This is a genomic window from Flavobacterium sp. (assembly GCF_043722275.1).
In the GTDB taxonomy this organism is placed as follows: domain Bacteria; phylum Bacteroidota; class Bacteroidia; order Flavobacteriales; family Flavobacteriaceae; genus Flavobacterium.
Map to the genome: position 1 here is coordinate 68,620 of NZ_JAYSPC010000155.1, position 26,459 is coordinate 95,078.

General features: G+C 31.2%; 21 protein-coding genes. 10 read left to right on the forward strand and 11 right to left on the reverse strand.

The features are described from left to right. Window positions 1-22 precede the first annotated feature (22 nt). From ACHZDT_RS19665 to ACHZDT_RS19695, 7 genes are all read left to right on the forward strand, one after another. The gene (locus tag ACHZDT_RS19665; RefSeq protein WP_394776404.1) at window positions 23-2,194 is read left to right on the forward strand and encodes a S9 family peptidase; all 2,172 of its coding nucleotides are present in this window, start codon (window positions 23-25) and stop codon (window positions 2,192-2,194) included. Window positions 2,195-2,230: 36 nt separating this feature from the next. Beyond that, entirely contained in the window at window positions 2,231-3,907 is a 1,677-nt protein-coding gene (locus ACHZDT_RS19670) for a peptide MFS transporter (protein WP_394776405.1), read from the forward strand. 1 nt (window position 3,908) lies between these two features. After that, complete coding sequence (locus tag ACHZDT_RS19675) at window positions 3,909-5,393, forward strand: peptide MFS transporter (RefSeq protein WP_394776443.1); 1,485 nt, start codon at window positions 3,909-3,911, stop codon at window positions 5,391-5,393. Window positions 5,394-5,446: 53 nt separating this feature from the next. Then, window positions 5,447-5,914: a thioredoxin family protein gene (locus ACHZDT_RS19680; RefSeq protein WP_394776406.1), complete on the forward strand. Its 468-nt coding sequence runs from the start codon at window positions 5,447-5,449 to the stop codon at window positions 5,912-5,914. Between the two features lie 219 nt (window positions 5,915-6,133). Continuing rightward, the gene (locus ACHZDT_RS19685) at window positions 6,134-6,586 is read left to right on the forward strand and encodes a thioredoxin family protein (protein ID WP_394776407.1); all 453 of its coding nucleotides are present in this window, start codon (window positions 6,134-6,136) and stop codon (window positions 6,584-6,586) included. 274 nt (window positions 6,587-6,860) lie between these two features. Then, on the forward strand, window positions 6,861-7,307 hold the full coding sequence (locus ACHZDT_RS19690) for a thioredoxin family protein (RefSeq protein WP_394776408.1): 447 nt from the start codon (window positions 6,861-6,863) through the stop codon (window positions 7,305-7,307). 259 nt (window positions 7,308-7,566) lie between these two features. Next, the gene (locus tag ACHZDT_RS19695; RefSeq protein ID WP_394776409.1) at window positions 7,567-8,019 is read left to right on the forward strand and encodes a thioredoxin family protein; all 453 of its coding nucleotides are present in this window, start codon (window positions 7,567-7,569) and stop codon (window positions 8,017-8,019) included. A gap of 11 nt (window positions 8,020-8,030) precedes the next feature. On the opposite strand, the gene ACHZDT_RS19700 is transcribed toward ACHZDT_RS19695, so the two are convergent. The 5 genes from ACHZDT_RS19700 to surE form a co-directional block, all read right to left on the reverse strand. Further along, entirely contained in the window at window positions 8,031-10,052 is a 2,022-nt protein-coding gene (locus tag ACHZDT_RS19700; protein ID WP_394776410.1) for a ComEC/Rec2 family competence protein, read from the reverse strand. Window positions 10,053-10,108: 56 nt separating this feature from the next. Further along, window positions 10,109-10,600, reverse strand: coding sequence for a C40 family peptidase (locus ACHZDT_RS19705; RefSeq protein WP_394776411.1), 492 nt, complete (start codon window positions 10,598-10,600; stop codon window positions 10,109-10,111). Between the two features lie 11 nt (window positions 10,601-10,611). Continuing rightward, the gene (gene lpxB / locus ACHZDT_RS19710; RefSeq protein ID WP_394776412.1) at window positions 10,612-11,730 is read right to left on the reverse strand and encodes a lipid-A-disaccharide synthase; all 1,119 of its coding nucleotides are present in this window, start codon (window positions 11,728-11,730) and stop codon (window positions 10,612-10,614) included. A 67-nt stretch (window positions 11,731-11,797) separates the two neighbouring features. Next, window positions 11,798-12,070 carry a hypothetical protein gene (locus ACHZDT_RS19715; RefSeq protein WP_213294625.1) on the reverse strand — a complete coding sequence of 91 codons (273 nt, stop codon included), beginning with the start codon at window positions 12,068-12,070 and terminating at the stop codon, window positions 11,798-11,800. After that, window positions 12,063-12,842 carry a 5'/3'-nucleotidase SurE gene (gene surE / locus ACHZDT_RS19720; RefSeq protein WP_394776413.1) on the reverse strand — a complete coding sequence of 260 codons (780 nt, stop codon included), beginning with the start codon at window positions 12,840-12,842 and terminating at the stop codon, window positions 12,063-12,065. The genes ACHZDT_RS19715 and surE overlap by 8 nt, the downstream gene beginning before the upstream one ends. A 213-nt stretch (window positions 12,843-13,055) precedes the next feature. Between surE and ACHZDT_RS19725 the strand changes: the two genes are divergently transcribed. Then, entirely contained in the window at window positions 13,056-15,242 is a 2,187-nt protein-coding gene (locus ACHZDT_RS19725) for a carboxy terminal-processing peptidase (RefSeq protein ID WP_394776414.1), read from the forward strand. 94 nt (window positions 15,243-15,336) lie between these two features. Next, entirely contained in the window at window positions 15,337-16,119 is a 783-nt protein-coding gene (locus ACHZDT_RS19730) for a DNA/RNA non-specific endonuclease (protein ID WP_394776415.1), read from the forward strand. On the opposite strand, the gene ACHZDT_RS19735 is transcribed toward ACHZDT_RS19730, so the two are convergent. Then, window positions 16,116-17,672 (reverse strand): MFS transporter, encoded by a 1,557-nt coding sequence (locus ACHZDT_RS19735; RefSeq protein ID WP_394776416.1) that lies wholly within the window; start codon window positions 17,670-17,672, stop codon window positions 16,116-16,118. The genes ACHZDT_RS19730 and ACHZDT_RS19735 overlap by 4 nt on opposite strands. 77 nt (window positions 17,673-17,749) lie before the next feature. On the opposite strand from ACHZDT_RS19735, the gene ACHZDT_RS19740 reads away from it, so the two are divergent. Next, window positions 17,750-18,589: an AraC family transcriptional regulator gene (locus ACHZDT_RS19740; protein ID WP_394776417.1), complete on the forward strand. Its 840-nt coding sequence runs from the start codon at window positions 17,750-17,752 to the stop codon at window positions 18,587-18,589. A gap of 90 nt (window positions 18,590-18,679) precedes the next feature. Here ACHZDT_RS19740 and rpe read toward each other — a convergent pair whose 3' ends face one another. The 5 genes from rpe to ACHZDT_RS19765 all read right to left on the reverse strand — a co-directional run bounded on the left by rpe (window position 18,680) and on the right by ACHZDT_RS19765 (window position 26,445). Next, window positions 18,680-19,342: a ribulose-phosphate 3-epimerase gene (rpe, locus tag ACHZDT_RS19745; protein ID WP_213294640.1), complete on the reverse strand. Its 663-nt coding sequence runs from the start codon at window positions 19,340-19,342 to the stop codon at window positions 18,680-18,682. A 445-nt stretch (window positions 19,343-19,787) separates the two neighbouring features. Beyond that, window positions 19,788-20,651, reverse strand: a complete 864-nt coding sequence (locus ACHZDT_RS19750) for an RNA polymerase sigma factor RpoD/SigA (RefSeq protein ID WP_140508168.1) — start codon at window positions 20,649-20,651, stop codon at window positions 19,788-19,790. 99 nt (window positions 20,652-20,750) lie between these two features. Then, window positions 20,751-22,478 carry a hypothetical protein gene (locus ACHZDT_RS19755; RefSeq protein ID WP_394776418.1) on the reverse strand — a complete coding sequence of 576 codons (1,728 nt, stop codon included), beginning with the start codon at window positions 22,476-22,478 and terminating at the stop codon, window positions 20,751-20,753. Beyond that, window positions 22,466-23,698 (reverse strand): DUF4249 domain-containing protein, encoded by a 1,233-nt coding sequence (locus tag ACHZDT_RS19760; protein ID WP_394776419.1) that lies wholly within the window; start codon window positions 23,696-23,698, stop codon window positions 22,466-22,468. The genes ACHZDT_RS19755 and ACHZDT_RS19760 overlap by 13 nt, the downstream gene beginning before the upstream one ends. Window positions 23,699-23,703: 5 nt before the next feature. Next, complete coding sequence (locus ACHZDT_RS19765) at window positions 23,704-26,445, reverse strand: carboxypeptidase-like regulatory domain-containing protein (RefSeq protein WP_394776420.1); 2,742 nt, start codon at window positions 26,443-26,445, stop codon at window positions 23,704-23,706. Window positions 26,446-26,459 lie beyond the last annotated feature (14 nt).

Genomic DNA, 26,459 nt, shown 5'->3' on the forward strand with positions numbered 1-26,459 from the left:
TTTATATTTAAAATAATTCTCAATGAATACGAGTAAAATTACTGTAATATTTTTATTTTTAATTGCTACTGTTTTTGGTCAACAAAAAATTACTGTTGAAGATATTTATAATGGAACATTTCGTGCAAAAGGAATGGATGAGTTGCAATCATTAAAAAATACGGATCAATATACTGTTTTAAACATAGATCAGGCAAGCAGAAGTATGCAGATTGATTTATATGATTTTGCTACTCTAAAAAAGGTTTCAAACTTAATTGATACTAAAAATCATAGAGAACTTTCTGAGGGAATTGATAGTTATACGTTTGATGCTTCAGAAAAAAAGATTCTGATTGCCTGTAATTCCAATAAAATCTTTCGTCACTCATTTACTGCGGATTATTTCCTATATGATATAACGACAAAGTCATTGACTAAGCTTTTTGATTTTCAGGTTCAGGAACCAACTTTTTCTCCTGATGGAACTAAAATTGCTTATGCTAAAGAAAATAACTTATATGTTTATGATGTAGCGTCAAAAAAATCGACGGCTGTTACAACTGACGGAAAGAAAAATACCATCATTAACGGTATTACGGATTGGGTTTATGAAGAAGAATTTGCTTTTGTCCGGGCTTTTGACTGGAGTAAAGACAGTAAAAAACTAGCTTATATTCGTTTTGACGAAAGCGCTGTTCCGGAATTTTCAATGTCTATGTTTCATAAAGATTTATATCCAACAATTGAAACGTTTAAATATCCTAAAGCGGGCGAAAAAAATTCGGTAGTTTCATTACATATTTATGATCCGGCTGGAAATAGTACTAAAAAAGTTGATTTAGGGAATTACAACGACTTTTATATTGCAAGATTACAATGGACAAATGATAATAACGTATTATCAGCCCAGGTTTTAAACCGCCATCAGGATAATCTTGATTTATTATTTGTTGACGGAACTACAGCTGCGGCAAAAGTAGTTTTGAATGAAAAAGATAAAGCTTACGTTGATGTTACAGATAATTTAACCTTTTTAAAAGACAATAGTTTTATCTGGACAAGCGAAAAAGACGGTTTTAATCATATTTATGTGTATGATAAAACAGGAAAACTTAAAAATCAGGTTACAAAAGGAAACTGGGAAGTAGTATCTTACTATGGTTTCGACGAAAAAAACAAAACTATTTTCTATCAATCTACAGAGAATGGTTCTATTAACAGAGATATTTACAGAATTGGTTTAGACGGAAAAAGCAAAGTACGTTTAACTTCGAAAGTGGGAACTAGTACGGCAACTTTTAGTCCGAACTTCCAATTCTTCATCAATACTTTTTCTAGTAATTTACAACCTACGACTTATACTTTGAATGAGTCAAAAACAGGAAAAGAAATTCAGGTTATTGAAAACAATAAAGACCTTTCGGCAAAATTAGTATCGTATAATTTACCGGCAAAAGAGTTTTTTGTTTTAAAAACAGCTAAAGGAAACGAACTAAATGCATGGATTTTGAAGCCAAAAGATTTTGATCCTTCAAAAAAATATCCTGTTTTCATGTACCAATATTCTGGTCCGGGATCTCAACAGGTAAATAATGATTGGAACAACTCTGATGATTATTGGTTTTTATCACTTACGCAACAAGGTTATATTGTAGCTTGTGTTGATGGTAGAGGAACTGGTTTTAAAGGTGCTGATTTCAAAAAAGTGACTCAAAAAGAATTAGGAAAATACGAAGTTGAAGATCAGATTGATGCTGCAAAAGTAATTGGGGCTTATCCGTATGTTGATGTTTCAAGAATTGGAATTTTCGGGTGGAGTTATGGTGGATTTATGGCTTCAAACTGTATTTTTCAAGGAAACGATGTTTTCAAAATGGCAATTGCAGTTGCTCCGGTAACGAACTGGCGTTTTTATGACAGTGTTTATACGGAAAGATATATGCAAACGCCTCAGGAAAATGCAAGCGGTTATGACCAAAACTCGCCAATAAACCACGTTGATAAATTAAAAGGAAAGTTTTTATTGATTCACGGATCTGGTGATGACAACGTTCATGTGCAAAACTCAATGCAGATGATGGAAGCGTTAATTCAGGCGAACAAACAATTTGATTCTCAGATATATCCGGATAAAAACCACGGTATTTTTGGTGGTCAAACCAGAATTCAGCTTTATAATAAAATGACTAACTTTATCAAAGAAAATTTATAATATAAATCTTTAAACCTTAAATAAATAATGAAGAATATGGGAGAAACTCAAGTAAAAACTGCGCATCCAAAAGGACTTTGGGTATTGTTTGGGACGGAGATGTGGGAGCGATTCAATTTTTATGGAATGCGAGCTTTATTAACTTTATTTCTTGTGAATTCATTATTGATGAAGGAAGAAGAAGCTTCTTTAATATATGGAGGTTTCCTTGGACTTTGTTATTTAACGCCAATGTTGGGAGGTTTTGTTGCCGATCGTTTTTTAGGGAACAGAAACTGTATCATGTTAGGTGGATTATTAATGGCGATTGGACAAATGTTATTGTTTACAAGTGGTAGTATTTTTGAGGGGAATTTGCCTTTAGCTAAAACTATCATGTATTCTGCATTAGGAGTTATTGTTTTTGGTAACGGATTCTTCAAGCCAAACATTTCCAGTATGGTTGGAAGTTTATATCCTAAACAGGAAAAAACAAAATTAGATAGTGCTTTTACTATTTTCTATATGGGAATTAATATTGGAGCATTTTTAGGTCAGTCTATTTGCCCGTTATTAGGAGATGTTAAAGATGCTGGCGGAATTAGAGATATCCATGCTTTTAGATGGGGATTCATGGCGGCTTCTGTTGCGATGCTTTTAGGAACGATTCTTTTTTACTTTTTGAAAAATAAATATGTGGTTACTCCGGAAGGAAGACCATTGGGAGGTTTACCATCTAAAAATGAAGCTTCTGATTTTGAAGAAGGAGAAGCTCAAAAAGCTAATTTTTCTAGTAAATCTTTAGCAATTGCAGGAATTGCATTTATTGGTTTAGGATTCATTTTTCATTATTTAGTAGGTCAGAATTTAATTTATACATTGATTTATTCCAGTGGTATTTCATTAGCCGGATTAATTATTTCTGATACATCTTTGACTAAAATCGAAAGAGACAGAATTATTGTAATTTATATTGTTTCGTTCTTTATTATTTTCTTTTGGGCGGCTTTTGAACAAGCGGGTTCATCATTAACTTTTATTGCAGACAATCAAACGGATAGAAACTTCTTTGGCTGGTTAATGCCGCCGTCAATGGTTCAAATTTTTAACGGATTATTTGTGGTTTTATTGGCGGTGCCTTTTAGTATACTTTGGGATACTTTAAGAGCTAAAGATAAAGAGCCAATTTCACCGGTAAAATTAGCTGTTGGTTTAGTGGTTATTTCTATAAGTTTCTTCATGATTGCTACTCAGGTTTCATACATTGGAACTTCTGGATTGTTATTGGTTAAATGGCTTATCTTATTATATTTCTTAAATACTTGTGCTGAGTTATGTTTATCTCCAATTGGTTTATCATTGGTAGGGAAATTATCTCCAAAACGTTTTGCATCCTTATTATACGGAGTATTCTTTTTATCAAATGCATCTGGTTATGCTTTAGGAGGAACTTTAGGTTCTATTTTACCTGCAACTGGAGATAAATTTGCAAAAGCAAAAGAATTAGGAATCGATCTTCAGGCAGTTTTAGATAATAAAGTTGTACCAACGACTGAGCAATTATCACTTTTAGAAAAACATCAGATTAGTGCTCATAATCACTTTTTTGCAGGATTTGAAATCCATAACTTATATGAGTTTTTCATCGTATTTGTAGTTCTTACAGGTATTGCTGCAATAGTATTGTTTGCTTTGACTCCGTTCTTGAAAAAAATGATGCATGGTGTTAGATAAGATGGAACACAAAATTACCTTAGAAGAAATTCAAAATTTTAAAGGCAATTATCCAAAACAATTGTGGTATTTGTTTTTTGTTGAAATGTGGGAACGTTTCTGTTTTTACGGAATGCGTGGAGTGCTTACATTTTTTATGGTAGATCAGCTTTTTTTAAAAGATGAACACGCCAATTTACAATACGGGGCTATTCAGGCTTTTGTATATGCTTTTACCTTTATTGGAGGTATTTTTGCAGATAAGGTTTTAGGATTTAAAAAGTCATTATTTTTTGGTGGAATCGTTATGATTCTGGGGAATTTATTGATTGCTTTTTCTCCGCAAACTTTGTTTTATTATGGTATTGCATTTTCAATTATTGGAACTGGTTTTTTTAAGCCAAATGTTTCGTCAATGGTTGGAGAATTATATCATGAAGATGATGGCAGAAGAGATGCGGGTTACGGAATGTTTTATGCCGGAATAAATGTTGGAGGTCTTTTAGGAGGTGCCTTATGCATTTATTTAGGAAAATATTATTCCTGGCAATTGTGCTTTTTATCTGCTGCTATAGTAATGTTTTTAGGTTTAGTTACGTTTTTATTTACCAAAAAATATTTAGGTCCAATTGGAGATTCTCCCTTATTGGATTTAGCGCCAGGGAAAAGACGAATTCGTGAGATTGCCGTATATACTTTATCAATTTTAAGTTTACCATTTATTTTTATAATGGTAAAAAATACAGATTATACAGATTATTTCATGTACACAATTGGAATAGTTGCTGTTGCTTATTTTGCTTATGAATTGATTAAGTTAGGTGACGTGAAATTACAGAAAAAGCTTTTTGCAGCATTTTTGTTTGTATTCTTTTATCTTTTATTCAACGCAATTTATGAGCAGAGTGGTGGATCGTTGTCGCTTTTTGCAAAAGATAATCTAAATGATAAATTATTGTTTTTCTCCATTGATCCAAACATTGTAAATAATAGTTCGAATACTTTTTTTGTAGTTGTTTTAAGTCCGCTGATTGGTTTGTTATGGATTTGGATGGGGAAAAGAAGAATAGAACCTAATACATTAATAAAATTCGGAATTGGATTCTTGTTTTTAGGAGCTTCATTTTATGTCTTCTATTTGACTAAATTCTTTGCAAATTCTAAAGGTATTGCCTCTTTAAATGTATTTACTTTTGCATATTTGATAACGACCATTGGAGAACTTTGTTTAGGTCCAATTGGGATGTCAATCATTACTAAATTATCTCCAAAAAGATTATTTGGTATGATGATGGGATTATGGTTCCTGGCAAGTGCATTTGGACAATTGTTTGCAGGAAAATTAGGTGCAGAAATATCAAGGTCAAATACAGGTACTGATTTAGTTTCTAAGCTGCAATCCTATACTGAAGGATATTATCAATTAGCCATTTATTCTATTATTGCCGGAGTTATTTTAATAGCAATTTCGCCAATTATTAGAAAATTAATGCAAGAAGTAAAATAGATGACATTTACCAATTCTTTTTTTGTTTAAATTTGTACCAAAATAATAATAAAATGAAAAAAATATACATAATAGCATTGTTTTTAATTGGAGCCTTTGCAACACAAGCGCAAGAATTAAAATGGTACACTGATGTAAAAGAAGCAATTACAGTTAGTAATAAGGAACAAAAGCCAATGTTGATGTTTTTTACGGGAAGTGATTGGTGCGGATGGTGTATTCGTTTGCAGAATGAAGTTTTGAAAACTCCGGAATTTAAAAAATGGGCTACAGATAATGTTGTTTTAGTTGAACTGGATTATCCCAGAAGAACGCCTCAGACTCCTGAAATAAAAAATCAGAATAATGAGCTGCAGCAAGCATTCGGGATTCAGGGATTTCCAACTGTTTATTTTACCAGTGCAGAATCTAAGGACGGAAAAGTAAATTTTAAAGGACTTGGTCAAACTGGTTACGTTGCAGGTGGACCATCTGCTTGGTTGACAGTTGCAGAAGGAATTGTTCATCCTAAAAAATCTTAAAACAAAAATTTTAAAATATTTTCAAAAACTCCTTACGGCAACGTAAGGAGTTTTTTTGTTTAGTAAGAAAAGTTCTTTGGTTGTTTTTGTTGTTTTAAGACTTTGATATTTAATTACGGTTAAAAAAACATATAATGTATTTTTTATATTAATAAAAATTGGAAAATTAAAATAATATGTTAATTTCGTCATACTATACTAACCATAACCAATTGTATTATGACTAAAAAATTACTTATCCTACTGTTTTTTTTAGGTTCATTTTTTCTGCACTCGCAAAACTTAGTTTGGAGAACAAACATGACTGATGCTATCGCAATAAGTAATGAACAAAGAAAACCAATGTTGATTTTATTCACTGCCTCAGGCGTATCGGATAATCTACAAAACGAAATTTTTAAAACCCCTGATTTTGCCGTTTGGTCGCGTGACAACGTAGTTCTTGTCAAACTTGATTTATCTGATGCTTCTGCTGATCAAAGTGATAAGGAACAGAATATAAAACTGAAAAATGCATTTGGTGTTGAGGATTTACCCGAAGTATGTTTTGCAAGTGCTTCAGTTCGAAAAAATAAAACAACATTTAGTGCTTTAGGAAAAATTGCCTATAAGCCGGGAGGAGCAAAAGCATGGATCGCAGAATCTAATTTGATTTTACATCCTAGTGAATAATTTAAATTTAAATTAAGTTTCTTAGTTTAATTTGTAGATCCCTTTTCGCCTTGTGCGGAAGGGGATATTTTTTTTGTAGTAAATATGTGCCATGTCAAATAACGATTTTTGTTATTTTAGGAGATATATTTTTATGATTTTATTAAAAAATTAAGGGTTTATTAATGAATTATCGTTTTTATTGTTTTTTTAGTATTTTTTGTTTGAATATCATTTGTTTCATAAAGATATTATGCTAATTTAGTCGCGTAAACCTACTTTAAACCAATTTAATATGACCCGAAAACTACTTATCCTATTCTTCTTTTTAGGTTCATTTTTTCTACATTCACAAAATTTAGTTTGGAAGACCGATATGAATGACGCTATAATTGCAAGTGATGCTCAAAGAAGACCATTATTGATTTTTTTTACTGCAAGCGGTATTTCACAGAAAATTCAGAATGATATTTTTGCAACGCCGGATTTTGCAGTTTGGTCACGTGATAATGTTATTTTAGTTAAACTTGATTTAGCTGACACAAACATGTCTGACACTGCAAAAGAGCAAAATGTAAGGTTAAAAAATGCTTTGGGTATTGATGAATTACCTCAGGTGTGCCTTTTACTAGCATCTGTTAAAAAAGGCAAAACGACTTTTAATAACTTAGGTATAGTGCCTTTTAAACAAAGCGGAGCTAAAGGCTGGATTGCTGATGCAAATTTAATTTTGAATCCATAAAATTTTAAATCGAGCTATTTATTAATCCCTTATCTCTCACGAGCGATAAGGGATTTTTTTTGTGGTATATTTTAGCTGTTAATCAGTACTTTACTATTTAAAGGGCGTTTTTTCTTTATTTTGTTAAAAATATTATCAATTTATTGATTTAATATCATTTGTGTTATGTATTAATCATTTAATTGTTTTATTATGTTTGTTTTATAATGTATTTGTGTTAAATTGGTTGAATAAATACAATCTAAAACCAAAAACGAACATGACACCAAAACTACTAATTTTACTGTTTTTTTTAGGTTCATTTTTTCTGCAAGCGCAAAATTTAGTTTGGAAGACCAATATGAATGATGCTATTAAAATGTGCGATGATGAACGAAAACCTTTATTGATTTTTTTTACTGCTTCCGGAACTTCACAAAAAATCCAGAACGAAATTTTTGCGACATCAGATTTTATAGATTGGTCAAGCGAAAACATCATTTTACTAAAACTTGATTTGTCTGATCCTTCAATATCCAGTGAAGAGAAAGAGCAGAATGTCAAATTGAAAGAAGCTTTAGGGGTTGACGAATTACCACAGGTTTGTCTTGCGACAGCTTCTATCAGGCGAAATAAACCTACCATAAATAAACTAGGCTTATTAGAATATAAAATGGGAGGTGTGAAAAAATGGATCTCTGAAGCAAAAACAATGTTGCGCGGAGAGGAATAAAATTAATTTCCCTAGTTTAATTTGTAATATCCTTTTTCACTTGTTGAGTGAAAAGGGATATTTTTTTTAAGGCAGGAGATTTTCCAGATTTTCAATACCGCATATGAATTTGAAGCATCGGCAATTATTATTTTAGGATGTAAATTTTCTAAAATTCGATCCAGGTTTATTTTAGGAGATTGAGTAAGTATAAGAATATCGGGCTGAATTTTATTCTCATAAATACCTGTGCTGTCAATTACAGCTATTTTTTTTCCGTTAAAAAACAAAACGTTTTTAATTTTTTGAGTTGATTTTAGTTTGCTGAAATTTCCAACCAGATAGGAGTTTAAAATAGTATTCTTTGAAATAGTATCGGTTGTAAAAAGTGTAATTTCCTTACCTTTTCTTTCGGAGATTAAAGTGTTTCTTTTCGTATTATAAACAATTAATTCGTGTTTGTTTTCAACTTCTTTTTTTGTGTATATAATTGAAATTTGTAGCAGGATTACTGAGATCAGGAAAAATACTAATTTATTATAATCACGTTTTTTATTCCAAATAATTACTGAAATAATAAACAAATAGAAAGTAAGCAGGTAATAAGAATTAAAACTGATATCACGTATCACAAACCATTCAAACGAAGCGACGATATGGATTGTTTTGTTTAAGAGATAAATGCTTTTTTCGAAAATTCCAATTATTAAGATAGGAGGAGAACTAAAAACGGCAAATATCATTACAATAATTCCGGCAATCATAATGAATGACAATAACGGAATAATCACAATGTTTGTGACAAAGAATAATCCGGGAAACTGATGAAAATAATACAAACACAATGGCAGCGTACCTATTTGCGCTGCGAATGAAACGGTTAATGCGTTCCAGATTGTGGTTAGGATTTTATATTTTGGAGTCCACATTGTTTTTAATAAAGGCTGCAACCAGACAATAAAAAATAATGCTAAATAACTTAATTGAAAACCAACATCAAATAGAAAATAAGGTTCAAAAAGCAAGATTAATAGCATTGAAACTAATAAAGTATGATAAATACTTCCGCTTCTGCGTAAATGATTTCCAATTGCTAAAAATGAAAACATTACTACAGATCGCAAAACAGATGGTGATAAACCAGAAATGACAGCGAAAAAGGTTAATGAAATCAGGATTGAGATTAATTTTATAAAAGATCCTTTCCGGGTATTTGGAATTGGCTTTAAAATGAAATTAATAAATATCATAATAAAACCAACATGCAATCCGGAAACAGAAAGTATATGTGTGGCTCCTGAATACTGATAATCCTGAATAATCTCGGTCGAAATGTCTTGTTGCTGACCTAAAATAAGCGCCAATGCAACATTCATTTCTCCTTTGTTAAAATTCGATTTTTCAAGATTACGGACTATTCTCGAATGTAGTCGTCCTGAATAATACCAAATGTTTTTTTTTACGTTTTTATTAATGCTAATTTCGACTTTGTTGCTGTAAACTTGTCCGAAAATTTGCTTGTCTGCCAGATATTTACTGTAATTAAATTGGTTAGGATTCTTATTAATACTATTGCGTTGAAGAGTAGTTTTAATCTTTATTATGTCGCCAATTATAGGATTTCCGGCGCTGTCTTTTTGTATGTTGACAATTATCTTTCCGGAATACACTTTCCCGTCAATAGTATTTATTAAGGCTGTAAATCTATCATTGTAACTGTTGCTTTTAAGTTTTTCACGTAAAGTAAATGTTATGGTTTGCGGAGTTTCAAATGCTTTTGTGCAATGAATATAATTTGATTTTTGAAGTGAATCTGTATGAAATAATAAAGTTAAAACACCAATGAAAAAAGAAACGAAATAAGTGCTCAATCCAAAAAACGAATTGAATTTTTTATTTCTTTTATTTAAAAAATAAGAAAGTACAAAAACAGCTAAACCAATAATAAATATTGATAAAGCGATATTAAGTGATGGCTGACTATAATAACAAAATAAAACACCAATAAGAAACCAAATTGTAATTTTGGCTAAAGGAAAATCTAATACTTTCATGGTTTAAAAGTATTAAATATTTTGTAAGAAAAATTATATATTTTAATTAATTCTGTTTACTCGACAATTCTATTAATTTGAACAAACGAATTTTGATAATACGGTTCTTTAGTCGAAGATATTATAACTCCTTTTGAAGTGGAAGAATGAACAAATTTAATTTCATTTGAATTGACTTCTGTAATAAGTCCTACGTGATTGATTGATTTGCTGTTATTGGTTTTAAAAAAGATTAAATCACCTTTTTCAGCATCGCCAAATTTAATTATTTTACCCACTTTTGCTTGTTCATAAGAAGGTCTTGGCAATTTGATATTTTCTGAGGCAAATGTAGTAAATACCAATCCTGAACAATCAAAACCACTTTTTGTTGTTCCGCCAGCTTTGTAAGGTGCGCCAATATTATCCGTGGCTTTTTCAATCAGGTTTTTAACGACAGATCTGTTTTCTTTTTTCGACTCCTTTTTGCTGACAACGGTTGCACTTGAAGTTGATTTACAAGAAATGAAAGTGATTGCTAAAAGCAGTAAAATGAATATTTTTTTCAAATCAAAAATATTTAAACTTGTTTTAAATCAGCTACAATAAGTTTTGCCGTTTTTTTGCTTGCGCCAACTCCGCCTAATTTTTGCTCCAGAATATCATAATTCTTAAGTAGTTTTTCACGATAATCAGGTTCTAATAATTTTTGTAATTCTTCTTTAATACGTTTGGTATTACATTCACTCTGAATCAATTCGGTTACAACTTCCTGATCCATAATTAAATTGACAAGCGAAATATACTTTAAAGTAATAATGCGTTTTGCAATTTGGTACGAAATCGAACTTCCTTTATAGCAAACCACTTCAGGAACTTTAAAAAGAGCAGTTTCCAGAGTTGCAGTTCCGGAAGTTACCAAAGCTGCAGTCGAAGAACGCAATAAATCATACGTTTTATTCGAAATAAATTTGATGTTTTTATTGCTGATTAATTGCTGGTAGAATTCATAATCCTGGCTTGGAGCGCCTGCAATTACAAATTCATATTCTTGAAAATCATCTACAACGCTCAACATCACGCTTAACATTTTAGTGATTTCCTGTTTTCTGCTACCGGGTAAAACGGCAATAATAGGTTTGTCACCTAATTGATTTTCTTTTCTAAATACAGTTTCATCAAAAGCAGGTTGATTCTGAATTGCATCAATTAAAGGATGTCCAACAAAATCTACCGGATAATGGTGTTTGTCTTCATAAAAGCTTTTTTCAAAAGGCAAAATCACAAACATCTTATCGACATCTTCCTTGATTGCTTTAATTCGGTTTTCTTTCCATGCCCAGATCTGAGGCGAAATATAATAGTGGGTTTTATAATTTAAAGCTTTTGCCCATTTTGCAATACGCATATTAAAACCGGGATAGTCGATAAAGATCAAAACATCCGGCTTGAATTCTAAGATATCTTTTTTGCAGATTTTGATATTGCTTAAAATGGTTTTTAGATTAAAAATCACTTCCACAAAACCCATAAATGCTAATTCGCGATAGTGTTTTACTAAAGTTCCTCCGGCTTTTTGCATTAAATCACCTCCCCAAAATCTAATATCAGCCTGAGGATCTTCCTCATAAATAGCTTTCATTAAATTTGAACCGTGTAAATCTCCAGAGGCTTCACCTGCGATTATGTAATATTTCATATGAATTTTATTGAAAGTGTGTTTCAATTTTAAACACAACATTTTTTTTGCTTAGCAAAGATAAGATTTAAATAAATAAAGTTGAAATTGCCAGAACAATCACTGCCAAAATGATACCTCTTGCCTTCATTTCTTCATTTCTTTTTAATAAAAGCCAAAAAACAGCAAGATCTAAAACGGTACCTATAGTAATTACTTTTCCCATATAACCTTGTTGTTTTATGGTTTGAATTCCTGTTGAAATATCAAATCTTGTAAAAAAAGTAACGAACAGATAACTCCCAAGTAAAGCGGTAAAAATCCCGATTATAAATCCAATAAGTAGGTCTTTTTTATTCATTTAAATTCCAGGTATTAAGTTGTTGCATAGAATGATGCGCCGTTAAATCAAATTGAACAGGAACTACAGAAATATATCCGTTTTCTAAGGCCCATTCATCAGTATCTTCGCCCTGATCTTCGTTTGTGAATTTTCCGGTAAGCCAGTAATAATCTTTGCCGTACGGGGTTTGTCGTTTGTCAAATTTCTGCGCGTAATAGGCTTTCGCCTGACGGCAAATTTTTATTCCCTTGATTTCTTTTTCTTTTAATTTCGGAAAATTTACGTTTAAAACTACGCCCGGAGGTAATTTGTTTTTTAGCGTTTCTAAGGTTATTTTTTTTACAAATGATTTTATTTGCTCAAAATCTGCATTCCAGTCAAAATCTAATAAGGAGAAACCAATTGCCTGAATACCTTCTATTCCAGCTTCTACAGCGGCGCTCATTGTACCTGAATAAATTACATTTATAGAGGAGTTTGAACCGTGATTAATTCCCGAAACGCACAAATCAGGTTTTCGTTTTAAAATTTCATTTACAGCTAATTTTACACAATCAACAGGAGTTCCGGAGCAGCTGTATTCAGTAATTACATCTTCATTTTTTGAAATTTTGTCAAGAAATAAAGTATTATTTATTGTAATTGCGTGTCCCATTGCGCTTTGAGGTTTATCCGGAGCGACAACAATTACATCTCCAATTGTTTCCATAACGCTGATTAAAGCTCTAATTCCCGGTGCAAGAATTCCGTCATCATTGGTGACTAATATTAAAGGTTTTTCATTTTTCATTGCTGGGGATATTATTCTGATTTATCAAAATTAAAGCTTGTAAAAGCAAATGTAATAACAGATTTTGGTAGAATACTAACAAATAGATAAAAATTATAAACTAAATTCAAGAAGACTTTTAGGCATCAAACATTTTTATATCTTTAACAAAAAATTATAGAGAACTTGGCAAGTCGACATTAATTTTACCGTTAACTTAGATTAAAAAATTTGATGAATGCTATTATTAAGTTTATGAAAAGAAATTATAAAATACTTATAGCCGTATTATGCTTGTCTTTAACCTTATTTGCTTTTAAAATTAATGCAGATAAGAGTGCTGATCCGGACCCGAATAGAGATAAAACGCTTTTAGAATTGCTTGCATTTGTTATTGAAAAAGGACATTATAGTCCCGCTGAAATAAACGATGAATTCTCAAAAGGAATTTTTAAAGATTATATTGATGCATTAGATCCTTCAAAAAGATTCTTTTTGCAGTCTGATATTGATGAATTTAAACAATATGAGCTGCAATTAGACGATCAGTTTTTGAATAAAGACTTGACATTTTTCAACCTTACTTATACAAGGTTGATGAAACGTATGGAAGAAAGCAAAAAACGTTATAAAACTATTTTAGCCCAACCTTTCAATTATGATGTTGATGAAACATTTAATGCTGATTATGATAAGTTGCCTTATGCAAAAAATGCAACAGAAATCAACGAAAGATGGAGAAAACAAATTAAATTATCTACTCTTTCTTCGCTTGTAACCAAGCAAAAATTAGAAGAAGATAAAAAGAAAACAGATCCTGCTTATAAAGTAAAATCTTTTGAAACTTTAGAGAAAGAAACTCGTGATAGTTCACTAAAATCTTTAGATGATAATTTTAGTCTTATTAAAGATTTGAATAAAGAAGATTGGTTTTCTGTTTACGTAAACTCAATCATGACTCGTTTTGATCCGCATACAAGTTATTTTGCTCCGGAAGAAAAAGATCGTTTTGATGTTAATATCAGCGGAAAACTGGAAGGTATTGGAGCGAGATTAACTAAGAAAAATGATTTTACTCAAATAGATGAATTAATTTCCGGTGGACCGGCTTGGAAAGGAAAACAACTTGAAGCGGGAGATTTAATTTTGAAAGTAGCACAAGGAAACGAAGAGCCTGTAGATGTTGTAGGGATGCGTTTAGACGATGTTGTGAAAAAAATTAAAGGTCACAAAGGAACTGAAGTAAAACTTACGGTTAAAAAAGTAGACGGTACAATTAAGGTGATTTCGATTATCAGAGATGTTGTTGAAATTGAAGAAACGTATGCTAAATCCAGTATTGTAGAAAGAAACGGATTAAAATATGGTGTGATTTATTTACCTAAATTTTATATCGATTTTGAAAATAAAGACGGTCGTGATGCCGGAAAAGATATTGCTCTTGAAGTTGAAAGACTGAAAAAAGAAGATATTAATGGTATTGTCCTTGACGTTCGTGATGACGGAGGTGGATCTTTATCTACAGTAGTTGATATTGCAGGTTTATTTATTGAAGAAGGACCAATTGTTCAGGTAAAATCAGCAGGAAAAAAGAAAGAAGTTTTATACGATAAAGATAAAAAAATCGAGTGGGACGGACCATTAGTAATTATGGTAAACAGTTTCTCGGCTTCGGCATCAGAGATTTTGGCTGCTGCAATTCAGGATTACAAACGTGGAGTTATCATTGGCAGTAAACAAACTTATGGTAAAGGAACGGTTCAAAATGTTCTTGATTTAAATCAATTTGTTCGTAATGCGAATTATGGTGATTTAGGTGCTTTGAAAATTACCGGACAAAAATTTTACAGAATCAATGGAGGTTCAACTCAATTAGAAGGAGTTCATAGTGATGTGGTTATGCCGGATCGTTACGCTTACTTAAAAATGGGAGAACGTGATATTGACAATGCAATGCCGTGGGATAAAATTGATCCGGCAGATTACAGCACATGGAAATCTAATGAGAATTTCACTAAAGCAGTTGAAAACAGTAAAGGAAGAATTGCTCAAAATGCTCAATTCAAATTAATTGAAGACAATGCAAAATGGATTGACATTAAAAATAAAGAAAACACTTATAGTTTAAATATTAATAGTTTTAAAGCTACTCAGGAGCAAGTTGAAAATGAAGGCAAAAAATACAAACCAATTTCAGATTATAAAAATAATTTGAGTTTTAAATCTTTGCCATACGAAGAACTTGAAATGAAAAGTGATGCAACATTAAAAGAGAAAAGAGATGTTTGGCATCAGGCATTAGCTAAAGACGTTTATGTTGAAGAAGCATTGAATGTTTTAGATGATTTGCAATCTAAAGGCAGTGTTGTAAAAGGTTCTGTTTCTCCTAAAATGAAAAAAGATAAATTGGTAAAATCTTAGTTCTTTCAAGAATTAATTTGTTATTGAAATGCTCCAAAAAGTTCCCCTTTTTGGAGCATTTTTTTTGTAGTTTAGCGAATATAAATTTTAATAGATGAAGAATTTTATTGTGTTAATTGTTATAAGTTTTCTGTTGATTTCCTGTAAAAAAGAAAGTAACGGGAAAAATGAAATGATCGAAACTCAAAACGAGACTTTTGTTTCAAATCAAAGTAGTACTGATTCATTGTATAATTACACTTATTTGCCTACGTCAACAACAAAACAAATTGTAAAACATAAATATTATACACTTTCATATAATGAAAAATTCGAGCAAGCCGAATGGGTTGCGTATGAATTAAAGAAAGAATATTTAAAAAACGAGGATTATAAACGTCCTTATTTTATTGAAGATCCAAAAGTCACAACAGGTTCTGCTGATTGGAGAAATTATAAAAAATCAGGATATGATAAAGGACATCTTTGTCCTGCCGGAGACATGGAGTTTGATAAAGAGGCGTATAATGATACATTTTATACCTCAAATATTTCACCTCAAAATCATGATTTTAATAGCGGAATCTGGAATAGATTAGAACAAAAAACAAGATATTGGGCAAGTAAATACAATGATATTTATGTTGTAACCGGCGGAATTTTGAAAGATTCTGATAAAAAAATAGGGACAGAAAAAGTGGCCGTCCCTAACTATTTTTATAAAATCATTTTGACTAAAACTGGAAAACAACATAAAGCAATTGCTTTTTTAGTGCCAAACAATGATAGTGATAAATCACTTTATGATTTTGTGGTTCCAATTGAAACATTGGAAAAAATGACAGGAATTGATTTCTTCCCGAATTTAAAAGGCTTAAAAAGCGATAAGGATTTTTAAAGTTTATCTGATAAAAGTTTAAAACTACTTTGTGTTTTTCGTGTGTTAAATGTTATAAAGCTTAACAAAGCTAAGATCCAGACACCAATACCGCCATAAAAAAGTACTATTTCAAAACCATGAGCAAGTGCATTATGCACAATTATTCCTGAAGAATCTAATATCGCTAGTTTAGGAAAGTCCTGATTTAATGATAAAAAATTTCCTGCGGCTATTTTTTCTGCCATCGCATGTAATGTTGTTTTATTTATTGTTCTGGAAAAAGAAGTATTTAAATAGGATGAAATGCCTTCTACAAGAATAAAACCCATTAAGGCAATATTAATGGACAAAGTAATTAGCCTTGCACTCATATCTATTCCGGAAGCCATACCGGAACGACTTGATGAGACTGAACCCGTGGTTGTATTAGTGACCGGCGTATTGGTTAAGCCTAATCCTATTCCTGCTAATAAAGAACCAGGAAGCATTGTTAGCCAACTAGGATCTTTGGCGATAATCCCGTATCTCATACCTATAAAACCAATGCCTATTATAAACAATCCTGCTGGAATTACAATTCCTGAACGATATTTATCTGAAAGTTGTTCCGCAAATGGTGGAATGATTAAGGTAGGAAGTGTATAAGCGAGCAAAGAAAGTCCTACTGCAACAACATCATATCCTAAACAGCTTTGGAAATAAATAGGTAAATAAATTATAAATGGCCAAAAGCTAAAATTCATACCAATTGATCCAAAAATAGCACCTGAAAAATTGCGAATTTTAAATACCGAAAAATCAAACATGGGATATAATGTTGTTTTTTCGACCCATAAAAATAGAATAAAACTAATTATTGCAATCGTTATGCTGCATAAAGCTATTGGACTCAAAAAACCTAAATTAGGTCCTTGAGTGATAAAATAAGTGAGTCCAAAAACAGCAACAGATAAAGTAATCATACCCCAAATATCGATTTTTTTAGCATTAGGATCTTTCGACTCATCTACATAGTCATAAACTAAAATTACGGCAAGTAAAGCCAACGGAACATGGATTAGAAATACCCATTTCCACGATAATATTGCTATGATTGATCCGCCTATAATAGGGCCAAATCCTAAACCGATACCTAGAATAATTCCCCAAATGCTAAAAGCGTTGCTGCGTTCTTTTCCTTCTTGAAATTGATGCGATAAAGTAGCAATCTGGCAAATTAACATTGCACCGCCGCTTATTCCCTGAAAGAAGCGACTAATAATTAGTAAAGCTATATTATTTGACAAGCCACAAATTAAAGATGAAATTCCAAATAAAATTAAAGTTATAATTAGAATGCGTTTTCTCCCATATCGATCAGCCAAAGTTCCTGCTGCCATTAAAACAGTAGTACAGCCTATTGTGTAAATATTCATGATCCATTGCATGTCGTTAAGATTAGCGTTTAGTACTTTTTCAAGTGTTGGAAGTATAACAGGAACACTTGAAATTTCGAGCGAAAACATTAATGTTGCAAGACATATAGCGATTAAAACGATGTTATTTTTGCTTGAATAAAATTTTTGTTTCATATTTTTTTTTAGCAAAAATAAACTGAATAATATTTGTTTTTCGGTACAATTAAATGATAAAAAAGTACTTTTGTGATATGAGAAAAGAAAACATGCATCAATCAGTAGAAGTGCTTTATAAAAAGGTAGACGAATGCCCAATTGTAAATTCCCAGTTCAGTTTTTTTCAGATGGTGTATGTTCTTTCAGGAAATGGATTTCTCCATATTAATGGAAATGCAATAACGTATCAAACGGGAAATCTAATGTTACTGACTCCAAATGATTACCATACTTTTGATATTGTAAATACAACAGAGTTTTTGCTGGTTAAGATTAATAGTGAATATGTAAAGGAATATAAATCAAGAAGTATTGATCACATAGGGTGTTTGTTGCATTATGCGACACATTTATCAGGATGTATTTTGAAACAAAAAGCAGATGAATTCCTGGTGAAATCAATAGCAGAATCCTTGATACATTCTATAGATAATACGGATATTTATGATGAAGATTTAACTATTCATTATGTAAATGCACTCATTGTAATTGCTGCCAGAAATATTGCCAAAATAAAGCCATCAGGTGTAAAGGAAAGTGCCGATAAAAGAATTCTGGAAATCATTAATTATATTCAGGCAAATATTTTTGAGCCTCAAAAATTAAAAGCTTCAGTTATAGCAGAGAAATTTGATATTTCTGACACTTATCTGGGAAGTTATTTTAAAAGTCATTGTGGAGAAACTATTCAGTCTTTTATTGCAAACTATAAAATTCGATTAATAGAACATCGTCTGAGTTTTAGTGATATGAGAATTAATGAGATTGTAGCTGAATTTGGTTTTTCTGACGAAAGTCATCTCAATAAGTTTTTTAAGAAACATAGAAATATTAGTCTGACAGGATATAGAAAGGCGAAAATTTTACTGAATTGATTTTTAAGCCGATTATGATTAGTGTGGATTTGATTATAAAAAAAGCCGAAGATTTCTCTTCGGCTTTTGTATTTATTTTTTGTTTGAAACTTAAAAAGCAGTCAAAGCTTTTAATTCAGCAATAGTTTGAGTTGGGTTTTCTGCTTTAAAAACAAAGCTTCCTGCAACTAAAACATCTGCTCCGGCTTCTACTAATTGTTTTGCATTTTTACTAGTTACGCCACCATCAATTTCAATAATTGTTGAAGCATTTTTACGAGTAATCAAAGCTTTTAACTTCTTAACTTTATCATAAGTATTTTCTATAAATGATTGCCCTCCAAAACCTGGATTTACACTCATGATACAAACCAAGTCAATATCGTTTATAACATCTTCAAGCAAGTCAATATTAGTGTGAGGATTGATAGCAACTCCAGCTTTCATTCCTTCGGCTTTAATGGCCTGAAGTGTTCTGTGAAGATGAGTACAAGCTTCATAATGAACGCTTAAAATATTTGCGCCTAAATCTGCAAAAGTTTTAATGTATCGATCCGGATCAACAATCATTAAATGTACATCGATTGTTTTTTTAGCATGTCTGGAAATTGCTTCTAAAACCGGCATTCCAAATGATATATTCGGAACAAAAACCCCGTCCATAATATCGATATGAAACCAATCTGCCTGACTGTTGTTGATCATTTCGATATCACGTTGTAAATTCGCAAAATCAGCTGCAAGAACAGATGGTGCAATAAGTGTATTCTTCATTGTGTAGTTGTGTGTTGTTATTTTTTTTGCAAAGGTAATTTTTTTAAACACAAAGCTCGCAAGGATTTATGCAAAGTTTATTTAATCGCAAAGTTCGCGAAGTTTTATTTTATTTTTTGCAATTATAAAAACGCAGAGTTCGCAAAGCTTTGTGAACTTGACATTTTTTAAGAAAACGTATATCAAAAATATTAGCGAACTTTGCGTAAATCTTTGTAGGCTTTGCTGTTAAATGAAACTTTGTGGTAAAAAATAACAATCCAACAAAAAATAAAAAACTCCGGTAATCAGCCGGAGTTTCAATCATCAATCAAAAAACGAACAGTCAATCAAACTGTTGTTTACTGTAAAATTCCAAATATTATAGTTTTCGAATAAAATTCCAAATCCCAATATAAAAGTTGGAGTTTGGAATTTTAAAATATTGGAACTTATTTTATAAATATTATCCTAAATACGTTTTAAGAATTTTACTTCTTGAAGTATGTTTTAATCTGCGGATCGCTTTTTCTTTAATCTGACGAACACGCTCACGAGTTAAGTCGAAAGTTTCTCCAATTTCTTCTAAAGTCATTGGGTGTTGATCCCCAAGACCAAAATACAAACGAACAACATCAGCTTCTCTTGGAGTCAATGTTTCTAATGAACGCTCAATTTCAGTACGTAATGATTCGTGAATTAACTCTCTGTCAGGGTTTGGAGATTCTCCAGAACGTAAAACGTCATAAAGGTTAGAATCTTCTCCTTCAACAAGTGGAGCATCCATAGATAAGTGACGACCAGAGTTTTTCATAGACTCTTTTACGTCATTTACAGTCATATCAAGTTCTTTTGCAATTTCTTCAGCAGAAGGTGGACGCTCGTTAGATTGCTCTAATAAAGCATACATTTTGTTGATTTTATTGATAGAACCAATTTTGTTTAATGGTAAACGAACAATACGGGATTGTTCAGCCAAAGCCTGAAGAATCGATTGACGAATCCACCATACAGCGTAAGAAATGAATTTGAAACCACGAGTTTCATCAAAACGTTGAGCCGCTTTAATTAAACCTAAGTTTCCTTCATTAATTAAATCCGGAAGAGTTAATCCTTGATTTTGATATTGTTTAGCAACCGATACAACGAAACGTAGGTTGGCTTTTGTTAATTTTTCTAAAGCTTTTTGATCACCAGCCTTTATTCTTTGTGCTAATTCTACCTCTTCATCAGCGGTAATTAGGTCAACTTTTCCAATTTCTTGTAGGTATTTGTCTAACGATGCAGTTTCACGATTTGTTACCTGCTTGGTGATTTTAAGTTGTCTCATGTTTTTTGTCTCCTCAATTTTTAAGTGTACAAGTAGTTATACGTAAAGAGATGTGAAAAGGTTACAATTATATTGAAAAAAGTTTTATTTTATTAAAATTTAATTCAGATTTGAATCTTTTATATCTATAATTTCTTTAATAAATACGGGTTTTCCATTAGCTGAAAATCCTTCTAATATTATTTCGTATTTACCTGATACGTCTGATGCATAGAACTTTATTGCAGATTCAGGATTGTTTAAATCAACTTTTGGTATCCATAATAACTGATGTCTGTAATCAGGAATTCTTTCGTTTTTATTATTTGCATAATCAGGTTGAAAATATTCTTTTTTTGACTGAGGTCTTAAAAGTTCAGGTCTTAAGATAAAATTTCCATTAAGTTTAGTCTCATAATCTCCGTTTTTGGTAGTAAAAGAAACAATGCCATTAAAAGATTTTGCGCCATAATAGTAAATTCCTTTTACAACATTAATTTTATAAATGTTTTTAGGATTGTAAGTAAAAAATTCCTTTAGATCTTCAATGATTAAGCCATCAACTACAATTAAAGCCGGCATTTCAGATTCGTAATTAGGATCGTAGTCGTAAACGTTTATCGAATAATTATTTTTGTTTTTTGCAAAAACAACTCCTTTTACAACCTCGGTAATCGTTTCTTCCATAGTTGGGAATCTTGTAAAAAGATCTAATTTAAATTCTACAGACAATTTATTATAAAACGGAACTGTGTCGGTAGCAGCCAGTGTGCTATCTTTTTTAATGTTGTAATACGCATTTTCTATTTGGCTTGAAATTAGTCTTTCAGATATATTTTGCTTAAAAGCTGAATTGAATTGAAGATTTGGAAATGTTAAATTTGAAAAATCAATATTCTTTGTTTTGTCAATTTCAATAGAATAATCCTGTTTGTTGTCCTCAATAACCTGAACGACTATATTTGATCCTGAATTCGATTTTTCTAAGTTAAAAATAAATTTACCCTCAGCATCTGTTTTAGTCAACTTTAAGATATTATTTTTTCCAACGATAGAAAGCGCAATTTTTTTATTTTTTACTTCTGCACTAGTTGCGGATATTTTTCCCGAAATTATTTCTCCACGTAATTCTGGCAGAACAAATTCTGTATTGTTTATTTCAGTCGTAGAATTTCTATTTGTTTGAAGTTCACTAAATTTAGTTTTGTCCTGAGATAAAAAACCATCTGCTTTTCGTACCGAAAGACTATAATTACCTTGCTTGAATTCCTCAGAAGTTGTATTGATTTTAAAGTCGATTAAATCTCTATTTAGGTATGTTTTACTTCTTAAATCAAAAGATATACTTTCATTCGTTATATTTTCTAACGGGCTTGATTCTTTTTCAGAAATCACATTCGTTGATTTTTCTTTATATGGATTTACGATATAAATGTCTACATCGAAATATTCTACAGCTTTTTTGTTCAACATCCAGTTCGTGTATCCAATTAATTTATAGTTTCCGGTTTCTAAAGTCGTCGGAATAAAATAATCACTATTAGCAGTAAAGTTTTCAAGAAATAATTTATGAACAAAAACGGTTTTTTTATTGCTGTCTACAAGTTGCAAATAAGCAATTTTACTATATTTTGACCCGATATTTGTTGATTTGTCGATGCAGAAAATCTTGTATAATAAAGTTTCTCCCGTTAAAAACGAATTAGCATTTGTGCTGATATAAATTGACTCATTTAGTTTTTTGTCAATTTCATTCAGTTCACTTACAGGATTGCTTTTTTGAGCAAACGAAATTTGCTGAAAACTAACTGCCAAAGTTATAAGTATAATATGTATTAATCTATCCAAAATGATGGTTTTATATTTGATGAAAATGAAGTACAATCTCCGCATTCTACTGGATACAGGATATATGATCCAGGCGCTTCTGTTGGAAAATAAACTTTGACACCACTTTCCAGAAGATTTAAAATCTGATCTCCCTGACAATCAGGATTTGTTTTGCTGAAACAATAAGTGAAGATATAATCACTGCTTTCGCTTTCAGGAATTGGTGCCGGACATTCATATTGATATTTAGGAGAAGGTTGCCCGGGAAGAAGATCAGTAAAATTGAAAAATAGTCTTTTTTCAGAATAAGAAGATACGCCAAAATAACCAATTACTTTTTCTCCCGGATTATCAATTGATTTTATGTTTCCGTAAAAGAATCCGGGTTGTGTCTGAGATAGTAGACTTCCTGAATTTGAGATTTCTTTTAACGTATTATAAAAGGTATTGGCAGCAAGAGTTTGTATATATTGTTTCACTAATATGCTGTATCTGTTTCTAATTATAGGATCTTTACTTGAAAGGAATCTAACAGGAAAATTGATTACTTTATCTTCAGACATATCATTTGTGCTGGTCAAAAGTAATTCATTTGATTTTTGACTTAAATAACAAACGCGGGCTTCTTCTGTTCTTGGTACAAAAGTAACTTTTCCTCTTGGTATTGAACCTGGAGCAAATAGTTGAACGACCGCTTTTTCATTAAGCCATTTAGGAGCGACGACCTTATATGTTTCCTCATACTCATATCTATAGTATTTAGATTTATTAGTTGGATCTGTACTATTTAGGGTAATTTCAACACCAAGTTGACCATTTTTAGTAATTGCTGTAGCATTTAAACTTTCGATTTCGGTTTGCTGTGGCAATGTTTCTGTACTTGAAATGTACGATCTGCCATCTTTTGTAAGTACATGCAATTGATACTGTCTGTCTGGATTTGCCTGAAAAGTATTTACAGATTTATAAGATTCGTCACTTTGGTCAAATTCATATTTATTGCCTAAATCATCCGTTACGTAAACAACGGCTTCGGTTTCAAATTTTGATTTATTGTCATCCAGTTTATAAGATCTCGAAATTTTTACTTCTTGATTTTTAATTTCATTCGTTATCGTTGCTTCAATTACAATGACATCTTCATCTCCGTTTGTTTGATAGGAGTAAGGTGTTGTACAGCCAAATACCGATACAAGAATTATTGTTATCAGAAATCTAATTAAAAAGATTTTTTTCATAACGATTAAAATTTAAAATTATAAGTAATAGTTGGTATTGGTACTGCAAAAATAGAAGTCTGATAAGCTTTTACCTGACCTTCTTTTGTCACAAAAAAGATAGAATAAGGATTGTTTCTTCCTAATACATTATAAATAGATATATTCCAGAAACTATGCGCTAACTTTTTTATTTTGTGATTTCCTTCAATGTTTAACCCAATATCCAGTCTGTAATAATCAGGTATTCTAAATTTATTTCGATCACTATAAAGCGTGTATTCCGCACCATTATAAGAGTATTTGCCTATAGGATAAGTAATTGGTCTTCCGGTTTGGTAAACAAAATTAGAAGAAAAACTATACCGATGTGTAAATTTATAGTTCATTACAATACTCAAATCATGAGGTTTATCAAAATTAGTTGGAAAGTATGCGCCGTTATTTACTTTTTCATCATTAAACTGACTGTCTAATTTGATAAATGTTCTTGAATATGTGTATCCAATCCAGCCATTAAGTCTTCCGATTGATTTTTTCAATAAAAATTCAATTCCATAAGCTTTACCATCACCCTGAAGTAATTCTGTCTCTAGATTTTCATTTAAAAGTATGTTCGCCCCAACTTTATAGTCAAGGATATTTTTAGATGTTTTATAATAACCTTCCAGACTTAGTTCCAGATCATTATATTCCAGTTTTTTGAAAATACCCAATGAATACTGTAAACCGCTTTCGGGTTTGACATTTATATCAGATAATTTCCAGGTATCAGTAGGAGATTGTGTAGTATTATTTGTCAGTAAATGAATGTATTGATAGTTTTTATCAAAGCCTGCTTTTACAAATAAACTTTCATCAAAAATATAACGTAATGCTATTCTGGGTTCAAAACCTCCCGAAGAATTGATAACTTCATTATTTGCATATACTTTTTCTTCAGTAACTGTTGATGGAGTTTTAGGCACGCCATCTTCATAGATTTTTTGGGTTGAAGGTCCAAGTGCTAAATAATATGAATATCTGGCACCAATATCTAACAATAATTTTTCTGAAATTTTAAATTTATCCGAAAAAAATACAGCAGATTCCAATCCTTTTTCATCCTCAATTTTAATGGGCGTAATTAATGACGATGATCCATTAGGAGATAATTCCCCCGGATTAACTTTATATAATTTACTTGTAATTCCGTAAGTGAATTTATTTTTACTGTTAAATTCGCTATTGAATTTTAAACTTGCCTGAGTTTCATTGATCTTATATTTTAAAAGAAATGATTCAGGATTAACAGATTCATAATCAATACTGAATTTATATTCACTATTTGTGACATTCAATTCGCTGTTATTTTTTTCGTTAAACGAATGTTTCCATTTTAAAGAAACAAGACTATTGCTGTAGCTGTACAAAGAATCCGGAGTGATACTATATTTGTCTTTGCTATAATAACCTGTGGCTTCAACCGAATTGTTCTTGTTTATTTTATGCGTGTATTTTGCGAATAAATCATAAAAAGAAGCCTGACTATTTTTTAGGTTTTCATCATCTAATGATTTTAAAATCCAATCAGAATAAGTTGCTCTTCCGCCAACCAATAAACTCGCTTTTCCTTTAACAACAGGAATCGAAGCCGTAAGATTACTCGTTACCGGACCAATACCTCCTTCGCCTGAAAATTTCTCTGTGTTTCCGTTTTTAGAAGTTATATCAAAAACAGATGATAACCTACCGCCAAATTCTGATGGTATTCCACCTTTATAAATATCAACTTTGTTAATTGTATAAGGATTAAGAGAAGAGAAAAATCCAAAAAGATGCGCAGGATTATATATCGTTCCATTATCCAGTAACATTAAGTTTTGATCTTCTTTTCCTCCTCTAACGTTAAATCCTGATGAACCTTCTCCCGCAGTTTTTATTCCGGGAATTGTTAAAGCAATTTTTAAAACATCTCTTTCTCCAAGAACTAGCGGAATGTTTTTTATTCCTTCGGCTTCAATTGTTGTAACTCCCGTTATTGCAGTTCTAATGTTTTGGCTATTTTTTCCTTTTACCAAAACTTCATTTAATTGATTTATTTTTTCAATTATAGAAAAATCTAAAGTACCGTTACTGTAGATCATTATTTTTCGGGAAGTATTGTTGTATAATAACGATTCAATTTCGATCGTTGCTAATCCTACAGGAAGTTTTACACTATAAAATCCTTCTTTGTTTGTGATAGTTGTGATTGCAGTGTTTTTAACTTTTACAGTTATGTCTGCCAAAGATTTTTCGTCTTTCAGATCTGTTATATGACCGGAAAGTGTGTAAAATTCAATTTCAGAATCTACAGTTTCCTTACCAATTAATGCGATTGGATCTGCTTTTTCTGTCTTGTTTTTTTTAACCGAATCATATTGTTGAAAAAAGATTGGAATATTGCCATCCTTTGTTTTGTTGTTTTGAAACTTATCGTAAATAATGCTATTCTTCGTTAAGATGATTTTGTTTTTGTTGATGTAAAAATTAAGCTCCGTATCTGCAAAAACCTTATTTAAAATTTCCTCTATTGTTTTGTTTGTATAATCGCCGGATATTAAGACATTCTTGTCGAACCAGTCATCCTGAAAATAAAACCTGTACTTAGTAGAGGTTTCTATTTTTTTTAAAACATCAATTCTGTTTATATTACTGTAACTAACAGTAATATTGCTTTTTTGATCTTGTGAATAGGTGAATGGATTAAAACCGAAAAATAATAAAAAGATGATAAATATTCTCATTGTAATAATTTCTA

Coding starts and splice junctions, on each gene's coding strand:
- ACHZDT_RS19665 (WP_394776404.1), top strand. CDS start 23: ATGAATACGAGTAAAATTACTGTAATATTTTTATTTTTAATTGCTACT.
- ACHZDT_RS19670 (WP_394776405.1), top strand. CDS start 2,231: ATGGGAGAAACTCAAGTAAAAACTGCGCATCCAAAAGGACTTTGGGTA.
- ACHZDT_RS19675 (WP_394776443.1), top strand. CDS start 3,909: ATGGAACACAAAATTACCTTAGAAGAAATTCAAAATTTTAAAGGCAAT.
- ACHZDT_RS19680 (WP_394776406.1), top strand. CDS start 5,447: ATGAAAAAAATATACATAATAGCATTGTTTTTAATTGGAGCCTTTGCA.
- ACHZDT_RS19685 (WP_394776407.1), top strand. CDS start 6,134: ATGACTAAAAAATTACTTATCCTACTGTTTTTTTTAGGTTCATTTTTT.
- ACHZDT_RS19690 (WP_394776408.1), top strand. CDS start 6,861: ATGACCCGAAAACTACTTATCCTATTCTTCTTTTTAGGTTCATTTTTT.
- ACHZDT_RS19695 (WP_394776409.1), top strand. CDS start 7,567: ATGACACCAAAACTACTAATTTTACTGTTTTTTTTAGGTTCATTTTTT.
- ACHZDT_RS19700 (WP_394776410.1), bottom strand. CDS start 10,052: ATGAAAGTATTAGATTTTCCTTTAGCCAAAATTACAATTTGGTTTCTT.
- lpxB (WP_394776412.1), bottom strand. CDS start 11,730: ATGAAATATTACATAATCGCAGGTGAAGCCTCTGGAGATTTACACGGT.
- ACHZDT_RS19715 (WP_213294625.1), bottom strand. CDS start 12,070: ATGAATAAAAAAGACCTACTTATTGGATTTATAATCGGGATTTTTACC.
- surE (WP_394776413.1), bottom strand. CDS start 12,842: ATGAAAAATGAAAAACCTTTAATATTAGTCACCAATGATGACGGAATT.
- ACHZDT_RS19725 (WP_394776414.1), top strand. CDS start 13,056: ATGAATGCTATTATTAAGTTTATGAAAAGAAATTATAAAATACTTATA.
- ACHZDT_RS19730 (WP_394776415.1), top strand. CDS start 15,337: ATGAAGAATTTTATTGTGTTAATTGTTATAAGTTTTCTGTTGATTTCC.
- ACHZDT_RS19735 (WP_394776416.1), bottom strand. CDS start 17,672: ATGAAACAAAAATTTTATTCAAGCAAAAATAACATCGTTTTAATCGCT.
- ACHZDT_RS19740 (WP_394776417.1), top strand. CDS start 17,750: ATGAGAAAAGAAAACATGCATCAATCAGTAGAAGTGCTTTATAAAAAG.
- rpe (WP_213294640.1), bottom strand. CDS start 19,342: ATGAAGAATACACTTATTGCACCATCTGTTCTTGCAGCTGATTTTGCG.
- ACHZDT_RS19750 (WP_140508168.1), bottom strand. CDS start 20,651: ATGAGACAACTTAAAATCACCAAGCAGGTAACAAATCGTGAAACTGCA.
- ACHZDT_RS19760 (WP_394776419.1), bottom strand. CDS start 23,698: ATGAAAAAAATCTTTTTAATTAGATTTCTGATAACAATAATTCTTGTA.
- ACHZDT_RS19765 (WP_394776420.1), bottom strand. CDS start 26,445: ATGAGAATATTTATCATCTTTTTATTATTTTTCGGTTTTAATCCATTC.